This is a genomic window from Streptomyces sp. 796.1 (assembly GCF_047525675.1).
GTDB lineage: Bacteria > Actinomycetota > Actinomycetes > Streptomycetales > Streptomycetaceae > Streptomyces.
In genome coordinates this window covers 140786-150785 of sequence record NZ_JBLIWA010000017.1, presented here as the reverse complement: position 1 = coordinate 150785, position 10000 = coordinate 140786, and the positions used below count along the sequence as shown (strand labels likewise).

At 67.5% G+C, this 10000-nt stretch carries 8 protein-coding genes; 6 read left to right on the top strand and 2 right to left on the bottom strand.

Features of this window, described 5'->3' with window-relative positions; all coding sequences use genetic code 11:
• The 3 genes from ACMA1D_RS14050 to ACMA1D_RS14040 form a co-directional block, all read left to right on the top strand.
• The coding region (locus ACMA1D_RS14050) for a hypothetical protein (protein WP_414724278.1) at positions 1-299 on the top strand (299 nt) is incomplete at its 5' end.
• Positions 296-1963 carry an MFS transporter gene (locus tag ACMA1D_RS14045; protein ID WP_414724277.1) on the top strand — a complete coding sequence of 556 codons (1668 nt, stop codon included), beginning with the start codon at positions 296-298 and terminating at the stop codon, positions 1961-1963. The genes ACMA1D_RS14050 and ACMA1D_RS14045, both read left to right, overlap by 4 nt.
• A gap of 159 nt (positions 1964-2122) precedes the next feature.
• A complete protein-coding gene (locus ACMA1D_RS14040; protein ID WP_414724276.1) occupies positions 2123-2476 on the top strand; it encodes a beta/gamma crystallin domain-containing protein in 354 nt (117 codons plus the stop codon).
• 233 nt (positions 2477-2709) lie between these two features.
• Here the strand turns inward: ACMA1D_RS14040 and ACMA1D_RS14035 are convergent, their stop codons facing one another.
• Positions 2710-4158, bottom strand: a complete 1449-nt coding sequence (locus tag ACMA1D_RS14035; RefSeq protein WP_414724275.1) for a hypothetical protein — start codon at positions 4156-4158, stop codon at positions 2710-2712.
• A gap of 945 nt (positions 4159-5103) precedes the next feature.
• On the opposite strand from ACMA1D_RS14035, the gene ACMA1D_RS14030 reads away from it, so the two are divergent.
• Entirely contained in the window at positions 5104-5589 is a 486-nt protein-coding gene (locus ACMA1D_RS14030) for a hypothetical protein (protein WP_414724274.1), read from the top strand.
• 252 nt (positions 5590-5841) lie between these two features.
• Here the strand turns inward: ACMA1D_RS14030 and ACMA1D_RS14025 are convergent, their stop codons facing one another.
• Positions 5842-6882 (bottom strand): NAD(P)-dependent alcohol dehydrogenase, encoded by a 1041-nt coding sequence (locus ACMA1D_RS14025; RefSeq protein ID WP_414724273.1) that lies wholly within the window; start codon positions 6880-6882, stop codon positions 5842-5844.
• Between the two features lie 91 nt (positions 6883-6973).
• Here ACMA1D_RS14025 and ACMA1D_RS14020 point away from each other — a divergent pair, with 91 nt between their 5' ends.
• Both ACMA1D_RS14020 and ACMA1D_RS14015 read left to right on the top strand, forming a co-directional pair.
• Positions 6974-7582: a TetR family transcriptional regulator gene (locus tag ACMA1D_RS14020; protein ID WP_414724272.1), complete on the top strand. Its 609-nt coding sequence runs from the start codon at positions 6974-6976 to the stop codon at positions 7580-7582.
• Positions 7583-8055: 473 nt separating this feature from the next.
• Positions 8056-9966: an ATP-binding cassette domain-containing protein gene (locus ACMA1D_RS14015; RefSeq protein ID WP_414724271.1), complete on the top strand. Its 1911-nt coding sequence runs from the start codon at positions 8056-8058 to the stop codon at positions 9964-9966.
• The last annotated feature ends 34 nt before the right edge of the window (positions 9967-10000 follow it).

Sequence of the window (10000 nt, the reverse complement as noted above, 5' to 3'; positions counted from 1 at the left end):
GAATGTGGTGGCATACCCTCGAGGTGGACCTGTGGGAGGAGTTCGTCCGCGTCTCGACCGGCGAACGGCCCAGCCGACCGGACCGCGCACCACACCCAGAGACCATCGGTCGTACTCGACTGCCCGCACTGCCCGGCCTCCGCGAGCGCGTACGGACCCTGCACGGAGTACTGGAGGTGCTGACAGCTGAGGAGTACGCCAGCCCAGGACACCTGGAGGCGTACTTTACGACTAAGGACGAGTTGGCCGCGGAGGCGTTCATCGCGCGGCTGCACGAGATGGCAGGACCCACAGCATGACCACACCCGGCCCAGGCCGGGCGCGCGCCCTGCTCGCCGCCTGCCTGCCCCCTCCCGGCAAACCCCGACTCCTCGCCGTCTCCTGGCTGATCAAGACGGTCGGCAGCGGGCTCTACCTGACGACCAGCACCCTCTTCTTCACCCGAGTCGTCGCACTGCCCGTACACCAGGTCGCCTCCGGCCTCACGGCGGCCGGGATCGTGGGACTGGCTGGAGCCGTACCGCTGGGGAGGCTGGCGGACCGGTTCGGCCCCCGGCAGACGTACACCGTTCTGCTCGGCATCCAGTTCGCCACGATGGCCGCGTTGGCCTTCGCCCGTACCTTCCCGGCGTTCCTGGCCTTGATCCTGGTCTTCCTCCTCGCCGAGCAAGGCAGCACCGCGGCCCGCGGCGCGCTGGTCGCCACGGTCGGGGAGGGCGCCGAACGAATGCGGCTACGGGCCTACCTTCGGGTGGTGACCAACGTCGGCATCACCATCGGCGCGGCGGCTTCGGCCCTGGTCATCCAAGCCGACACCGAGGCCGGGTACATGGCTTTGCTGTGGTGCACGGCGCTGACTTACCCAGGAGCGGCCGTGCCGCTACGGTGGCTGGGAGCACGCGAAACCGCGCCGATCGCGAGGGCAGCGCACACCCATTCCGGATGGCAGGTCCTGCGCGACCGGCGGTACGCCGCAGTCACCCTGATCTGCGGGGTGCTGTCCCTCCAGGCACAGGTGCTGTCCTTCGCCGTACCACTATGGGTGCTCCAACACACCAAGGCGCCGCCGATGCTGGTGTCGGGCATCGTCGCCGTCAACACGGTGATGGTGATCTGCTTGCAGATACGGTTCAGCCGTGGCGCCGATGACGACAGGCAGGCCGCCCGGATGTGCCGCAACGCAGGAATCGCCCTGTTCGCCGCATGCGCATTGGTGGCGTTCACAGGCGGGATGAGCGGCTGGTCCGCGACGGTGCTACTGCTCCTGTTCGCGGCCACCCTCACCTTCGGCCAACTGTGGCTGTCAGCCGGCTCGTTCGGGCTGAGCTTCTCACTTGCCCCAGAGGACATGCACGGCCAGTACCAGGGCTTCTTCTCCCTGGGGCGCGGTACCGCGACCGCAGTGGCACCGGCGCTGATAGCGCTGCTCTGCCTCGGCGACCACCCACGGGAGGGGTGGCTCGCGCTAGGCACCCTGTTCGCCGTGACGGGGGCAGCGGCTCCGCTGGCGCTGCGGGTGCGATCGGCGGAGGTGGCTCGAACCGTCCCTGTCGACTGCCACGCAGCAGACGGCGAGCGGGCCACTCGAAGACAGCGATCCGCGTGGCGGGTTGGGCTCAGGCACCTACTCGCCACCAAGCTGACGGTCAGCATGCCGGGAGCGACCCGGTTCCTCTGGCCCGTGTCCAGACCACGCACAGCACGAACATCGTCACTACGCCACCTGAGGGACAAGGCCGCCACGGCGAACCTGCGCCGATGGATGCCGGAAGGCGACGTACCGATCCTGCGCCTGCCTGACACGGCCATCCTCTTCGGGCGCGGTACGCGGGCCGGACACCCTCGCAGCCCGGGCGGTCAGGTCCAACTCCAGGCCGCTGTTCATGTCCAACGCGAACCGATGCCGTGCCCCGACTCGCTCCGGTCACCGGGCACGACCCTTCCACCCAAATCAAACGGATGAATACCATTAAGACACCCAATGTCCGATTCAGGCCATATGCCATTTAAAGGATTGCTCTGCGCAGGAGCTCTGCGCGATCGTCGGCGTGTAAGCGAAAAACCCTCCCCGGACATGACTGCGGGACACGGTCATGCCTGGGATCGGATTCCGGGAGTGCTTATGCTTTCGAAAACCAAGAGAGTCGCACGCTCCGCAACCGTGGCTCTCACTGCCGCCGCCGCGTTGACCGTACTGATGCCCAGCGGTAACGCCTTCGCCATCAACAAGGTCGAGTGCCGCGGCGGCGAGAACTACCTCAAGATCTGGTCACACCTCAACGGGCGGCAGAGCGTGGACTGCTACGCGAACAAGGGCCGGATGAACTTCGGCAGCTGGTGGGTCGACCGGATCTCCACGGGCAACAATGACTTGATCTACTACGACGCCAACGGCGACTCCGTGCGCATCAACCGCTGGACAGACATCACATACCCAAACCGTCCACCGAAGGTGAAGGACATCGAAATCCTCTAACGAGGAGTGACTCGGATGAATACGAGTCGATAAATCGGTGAAACGGGGGCCCTCTCCGCGCCGTGGCCACCTCTGAACCCCGCCGACCACGCCATTTCAGGCGTGGTCGGCATAAGCTATTCGGGCCCGACTGCACGCCTCGCGGCAGATCCCTCCGTTGGTGATAGGCGAGTTCCTGGACGAGGAGTTGGACGCTGCTGGTGGAGGACTGGAAGCCGCACCGACGCGAGGGATCAGGCTGTGCTGCTTCCCGCGATCGGCTGCTCATCTTCCTCCTGCGTCCCCATCTCCTGGTTCTCCGCCTCCTCGTCCTCGTCCGACTTGGCGTAGTCGATGTCGAAGCGCTTGCACAGGAGTTCGGTGTGGCTGCCCAGCACCTTGTTCGGGTCCAAAGCAGAGACGCGGAAGTCGACCGTACGGCTTCTGCCGTTCTTCGTCCAGGAGACCCGATATTTGATGCTTTTGCACACATGGAAACTGTCGGGAATCATCTGTGCCGTGGCTGTCAGTGAGACCCCTGAGACCGCCCGGTCCCGGACCATCATCTTGACGAAGGTCTCAAGCACCAGGTGGAAGCCGTTCGCGGCGTCCAACCCAGCCACCAAATTGCCCTCCTCGTTCGGCTCGCTGTTATCTCTGCCGCCCAGAGTGAAAGCGATCAGATGCAGCCACTGCCAATTCGCGGTCTTATCGCCGTAGCCGCTGGACATGGCGGCCTCGCGGGCCGAGACGTTGCACATAGCGGTCTTCTGGCTGGGCGTGTAGCCCTTGCGGACGCCCGACCACTTGTCCAGGCGCTGGATATCGAGGTTGACCGGACCGGCGGTCTTGGTCGTACCCGCGTGCTTGGTGAGACCGCTGCCAAGTTGCGCCGACCGATTGGGCAAGGTGCTCTGGTCCACCACCGGCAACTCAGGCTGACGGGCTTCGGGATCGGCCACAAACGTGTGCACCCGGTGGTCTTCGTCGCCCTCTTCATACGCATACATACCCACGGCGGACAGGGTCGTGCCGTTGGGTGTGGTGACCGCGTCCGGTGTCGTCGGCCGGCTGGGCACCTGAATCGGACGGAAGTGGGGCTTGCCTGGGAGCGGCAGCGCGCTCGCGTTCCGCTGCCTCGGAGTGCCGGTGTAGGACGACACGAACGCGGTCTGCTTCTTGGGGACCTTGTCCACCGCGCCACTCTGGAACAAAGACCCACCGGCAGCGGCCAGGTTGGCTTCGGCAATCTGACCCAACTTGTTGCCGATCACCTCCACTCCCGCCTGGACCTCGTCCTCGTCACCGGGGACGGCCTCGTACTCGGCAGTCGACGGATCGTGGTACATCGCACGGATGGCTGCTTCAGGGAGCCGGTCCAGCGTCGTCGCCCTCGTGCGTTCCTGCCCCCGCTTCCTGATGCCTCCGAGCACGTGTCCCTTCAGCACTGACCGGTCGAACTTGCGGGTGAGCTTCTTCATCCTCTCGGTGAGCTTCGCCTTGTAGACCGCGAACTTCTCCTTGCCCTTGCTGGCCATCGTCGCGACCGGAGCGGCGGCCGTAGCCGGCGTGTCGACATTCATGGCATCGGACGACCCGTCCTCGTCAAGGTCCATGTCAAGGTCCATCGCCGCGAACTGCGTCGACGGCGGCGGGTCCGCCGCATCGTCCGCGCGCTGCACCGGGAGGGGAACGCGTTGCACGGGAAGACCCGACCGACGCACCATCCTGCCCACGGCAGCGTTTCCAGCGGACGACTGGAGCGCCAGCGCCCAAGAGCCACGCGGGGCGGCCCCAGGCGCCGGGGAACGGCGGGCCGGGGACGACGCAGCCCGACGCTGTCGGGCGGCAGCCTCGGGAGCCTGGTCATACGCGGGCACGCAACCACCTCCCGTATCCAGTGACGTCCCCCTGCATACCGCCACCTGGGTCCCCCGCGACAGGACCGCGGGGACAAACGTACGGGCAGACCAGGTTCCCCACACGACAATCCGACACCAAGCCATTTACGAGCACCGCTCCACGCACACATCCGCGACACAAGAAACACCAGGCCCCCGCCCCACCACCCCCACACCGCCCCCGGGCCCGCCCCAGACAACAAACCAAGCCCAACACCCCCACAAGCAGGCATCAGGCCTGCCCCTCACCGCACCGTCACGCGCCACGGCTACCAGCAATCAACCAGCCAAGCCCCCCCCACCGCGGCCAACACACCCCCGGCACACCAACCAGCACCAGAGACCCCCAACATCACACATCCTCGACCACGCCTTGGCCCCAGCCTTGACCGACACCAACCACGGCGAGCTCGCAACCACCCCGGCGCAACCGTGAGTAGCCGCCTGAGTACTCTTACTCAGGACAGGCCCGGACGGCTCCGAAAGGTTTGGATCATGACGACGCCGCCGCTCACCGGCCCCCCATCGCATCAGCCCGAGCCCACCGGGCACAGCAACACCCCTTCGCCAGACCCGAGTTACGGGGCCCCTGTCAACACCGCTGGGAACGGATTTCCCCACCCTCCCGCCCCGGGCATGCCAGCCACGCCCCCTCCGCCGGCCGGACGGTCCCGGAACCACCGGGTGATAATCGCCGGCCTCCTCACGCTGCTCCTCCTACTTGCCGGCGGGGCCACCGCGTGGTGGATGACGCGCGACGAGGACCGCTCACCGCTGACGGGGCAACCACGGATCACCGACGAGAAGGCCGGCATCTCCTACCCGATACCCGCAGGCTGGAAGCCCAACAAGAACGACCTGATCGACGCCTTCACCTCGGCGGCCAGCATGAAAAGCACCGACGGCGAGGGCAGTTCGGTCATGGCCGGCCGGGCCGGCGGCGTACCGCAATCCAGGCTGCGCTACGAGGCGGAGCGCGCCGCCTCCTCAAACGCCGAGTTCTTCTGCCCGGACTCAAAGGCGACACCCCAAGAATCCAAGCCCACGACGGTGAGCGACCGACCCGCACACACAGCAGTGCTGAAGGTCACCCACCCCGACTGCGGCACCCTCCATCTCCGCCTAACCCTCATCTCCCTGGACGACAACCGCTCGGCCTTCCTCCTCGGCATCACCGAACAACAAGGACGGAAGCAGGTCGACATGGTCCTGGAGAACGCCTCCGTGCTGTAGACGGAATTGTTCGCAACGGCCACCTGCCCACCCGAAACACCCAAGCCACCCATCACGCCCGCACATACGCGAGAACAACCAGCACCCTACGACGACTCTCATCCGTCAAAGGCAGACCCAACTAATGGGCATACCACCTCCGAGTCGAGACGACCGCGCCACCGCCCGCGACCACATGCAGCGCATCGATCAACTCCTCCTACCGCTCAGCGCCGGCGGGATGCATCCAGCCCCTCACCCATGCCCGTCTCATCAATCAAGGTCCGACATGTCGAGCACGAAGCGATAGCGGACATCACCACGTCGCAGACGATCCAGAGCCATGTTCACCCGTGATGACGGCAGTACTTCGATATCGGCAGCGATGCCGTTGTCGGCGCAGAATCGCAGCATCTCAGCCGTTGCCGGTCGTCCCCCGCTGCCCGCGGAGCTGAGCTTCTTACGGCCGATGAGCAGGTCCACGACGTCAACGGTGATAGGGCCAAGGTGCCCGAGAAGGCTGAGAGTGCCGTCCATCGCCACCAGTTTCAAGTACGGAGCGAGGTCATGCGAGGCCGAGATCGTGTCGATGACCACGTCGAAGGTATCGCGGGCCGCGGCCATCCGACGGGTGTCGGTGGAAGCGATGAGATCATGCGCGCCGAGATTGCGGGCGTCTTCAAGCTTGTCCCGGGTGCGGCTGATAACCGTGGTGGCGGCACCCAACGCCGCGGCCAGCTTGACCGCGAGATGACCAAGACCACCCAAACCAGCCACCGCGACCCGACAACCCGGCCCGACGCCCAGGCGGCATAACGGTTCCCAGACCGTGATGCCGGCGCACATCAGCGGGGCGGCTGCGGCCGGGTCGAGGCCGGGGGGCAGCGGATAGGCAAAGGCGTCCCGTACGACGTACTCGCGGGCGAAGCCGCCCAGGGTCATCGCCCCGTCCTGCCGGTCGGCGGCGCCGTAGGTCAGCGTGGGATAGGAGTGGCAGAAATTCTCCTGGCCGGCCTCGCACATGGCGCACGCACCACAGGAGTCGACGATGTTGCCCACCGCGACGCGATCGCCGATCGAGAAGGTGGTCACCTCCTGCCCGACCTCCGTCACCACTCCGGTGAACTCGTGCCCTGGCACCAGGAGTTCCTTTGCACGCGGGCCGCGGGTCTGCATGGCGTGCAGGTCGCTGTGGCACACGCCGCAGTAGTCGACCCGCAGCGCGATGTCGTCCGGGCGCAGGTCCCGGCGGTCAAGCGAGGTGCGGCGCAGCACGGTCGAGCCGGCCGCCCGCCATCCGGTCGTTGTTCGCATACCTACTCCTTAAACAGACTGTTCGGTTTGCCAGGCTAGCGCCGGCGCCTCCACGAAACAAACCAACCGTTCTGTTTTATAGAATGGGGACATGCCGGAACAGCCCCAGACCTCACGAGGCGCTGCGACCTACCAGCGCATCCTGGACGCCGCCACCCACGAGTTCGCCCAGCACGGCATCGCCGGGGCCCGCGTCGAACGCATCGTGACGGCAGCACGCACCAACAAGGCGCAGCTCTACGCCTACTTCGGCGACAAGGAACGCCTCTTCGACGCGATCTTCCTCAGCTCGCTGGAGCGCATCACCAACGTCGTCCCCATCGACGCCGACGACCTCGCCGAGTGGGCCGTACGCCTCTACGACGAATATCTACGCCGCCCCGACCTGATCCGGCTGGCCACCTGGGCACGGCTGGAGCGCCGACCCGCCGGGCACCTGGTCGAGACGCACCAGCACTACGACGACCGCAAGCTCACGGCCATCGCCGAGGCACAGGCAGCCGGCCGAGTCCGGGCGGGCGACCCGTTCGACATCATGGCCCTGGTCATCGCCATGTCCATGACCTGGTCCCCGGTCAGCAACGTCTACGCGGCCAGCGGCGAAGAACCCGACGCCGTACACGACCAGCGCCGCACCCTGCTCCGCGACTGCGTCCGCAGCGCCACCGCAGCCGACAAGGACTCACACCCCTTTCGCTAAGCGCGACCGACACCCCCGGCATCGCGCACGCCCGTAACCCTCCGCGCACTCCTCGGCCCCCGGCGCCAGCCCCACCCCCGCGCCCAGACGCCGACACCACGGGCGCGCCCGCACGCCCCCTGCGGCTCAGGCACACCCACGGCACGCACACGGGCACGGGCACGGGCACGGGCACACCCAACCCCTCACCGTCGGGGACCGCGCCGCGTAACCCACCACCCCGCGCGCCCCTGCCCACACCCGAAGACACGCGCGAGGACACGCGCACGGCGCCCGTGAGCGCGCGCCCTCGGCGATTCGGCCAACTGCCTTACACCGTCACCCTGTTGCGGGAGCCGGGTCCGTGCATCCGCCATGCTCCGTCGGCCGCTCTATTTCGGGAATCCAGGACCGACCGAAACACATGTGTTCGATATTCCGGCCGGGTCGTTAGGCCTCACGACCATCTCGTACGACCGTCAGGGGGACCTGCATTGACCTCGGCCACTCCCCACGAACACTCACCCACCACGCCTCCGCTACCACCCGCGCCGCCACCGCCACCACCGCCCGCGGAGATCACCTATGGCGGGCAGTTCTCCGTCAATCCGCTCGCCGAAGTCTCCTTCCGGCGCATGTGCGCGCAGATCCCCGCCGTCCTGGGGCGGATCGCCCAGTTGGCGTGGCGGACCGACCGGCGCGCCGTGCAGATGCTCCTCGCCTGCCAGATCATCACGGGTGTCTCAGCCGCCGCCTTGCTGACCGCCACCGCCCAGGCGATGGAGCCCGTCCTGGGTGACGGATCGGCCGGCGACCGGCTCCGGGCAGCGGGCCCCGCGCTCGTGGTGGTCGCGTTCGCCGCCATGCTGGGGCGCGGCGCAGCGGCGTTGGCCAGCTACGCGGAGCGGCGGATCACCCCGCGGCTGGCGACGGAGACCGATAGCGCACTGGTCGAGGCGGTGTGCCGGGTGGAGGCGTCCGCGTACGCGGAGGACGGGTTCGCCGAGCGGCAGGAAGCAGCCGAGATGGGAGGGGTCCGCGCGCAGGTGATGGTGACCGACGCCCAGCGGTTCCTGTCCGCGCTGATCCGCATGGTCACCGCCGGTGGGGTGGTGTCGGTCCTGAACCCGCTGATGCTGCCGCTGTTGCTGCTCGCCGTGTTGCCGGCCGGCGTGGGAGCAGTCCTCTCGGCGCGCGTCGACTACGAGATCCACTACGCCAACGTCGCCGACCGCAACGTGCGCGCGATGATGCGCTGGTGGGCGACCACGCCGAAGTACAGCGACGAGGTCCGCGCCAACTCGATGACCGACTACCTCGTCTACTGGCACCGGGCGCTGTCCGCGCGGTGCGACCGGCGCACGCTGACCGCAGCGCCGCGCACACTGCGGATCGCACTCCTGTCCGCGCTGGCCGGCGGCGTCTTCCTCGTCGCGACCTGGGGAGCGCTGGCCTGGCTCGCGATCTCCGGCCGGATCGAACTCGCGGTCGCGGCCACGGCCGTCATCGCCGTACAGACCACGCTCGCCGCGCTCTCCGGGGTCGTCACCAACGGCGCCGCGGTCTTCCACACCAGCCTCTACCTCAACGACATGCAGACCTTCCTCGACGACGCGACCGCCCGCGCGCCCCAGCGCGGCCCGGGCCACCCCGCCGGCCAGGTCGAACGGATTTGCCTGGAGGAAGTCAGCTACCAGTACCCCGGGCGGGACAGACCCGCCGTCGACAACCTCTCCCTCACCCTGGAGCGCGGCCAGATCCTCGCCATCGTCGGCGCCAACGGCTCCGGCAAGTCCACCCTCACCCGCCTACTCACCGGCATCTACCTGGCCGACAAGGGCAAGGTCAGCTGGAACGGCACCGACCTCGCCGAACTGGACCCCGCCGGTGTGTGGGCGCAGACCGGGCTGGTGCCGCAGATCTTCGCCCAGTGGCCGATGCCGGTGCGCGACAACGTCACCCTCGGCCAACCCCGCACCCATGACGACACACCCGTCTGGGAAGCGATCGACGCAGTCGGCCTCCGTGAAGTGGTCGACGACCTCCCCGCCGGGTTGGACACCCTGCTCTCCCGGCAGGTCTTCGGCGGCACGGAGCTCTCCGGCGGGCAATGGCAGCGCATCGCGTGCTCCCGGGCGCTGTACCGCAGCCCGGGGCTGCTGATCCTGGACGAACCGACCTCCCAGATGGACCCGCGGGGCGAGCACCAGATCTTCGAACAGATCAAGGCCATCGCCCGCGACCGCATCACCATCGTGGTCACCCATCGGCTGGAGAACACGAAGATCGCCAACCACATCATCGTCATGGAACACGGCCGCATCACCGAACAGGGCCGGTACGAGGACCTCACCCACGCCCACGGGACCTTCGCCGAGCTCCTGCAACTCTCCCAGGACCGCTGACCGCCCCTCCCACCCCATCTACCCCCACCCACCC

What these genes read in the sequence shown, in the direction of transcription:
- ACMA1D_RS14045 (WP_414724277.1), top strand. Translation starts at nt 296, where the DNA reads ATGACCACACCCGGCCCAGGCCGGGCGCGCGCCCTGCTCGCCGCCTGC.
- ACMA1D_RS14040 (WP_414724276.1), top strand. Translation starts at nt 2,123, where the DNA reads ATGCTTTCGAAAACCAAGAGAGTCGCACGCTCCGCAACCGTGGCTCTC.
- ACMA1D_RS14030 (WP_414724274.1), top strand. Translation starts at nt 5,104, where the DNA reads ATGACGCGCGACGAGGACCGCTCACCGCTGACGGGGCAACCACGGATC.
- ACMA1D_RS14025 (WP_414724273.1), bottom strand. Translation starts at nt 6,882, where the DNA reads ATGCGAACAACGACCGGATGGCGGGCGGCCGGCTCGACCGTGCTGCGC.
- ACMA1D_RS14020 (WP_414724272.1), top strand. Translation starts at nt 6,974, where the DNA reads ATGCCGGAACAGCCCCAGACCTCACGAGGCGCTGCGACCTACCAGCGC.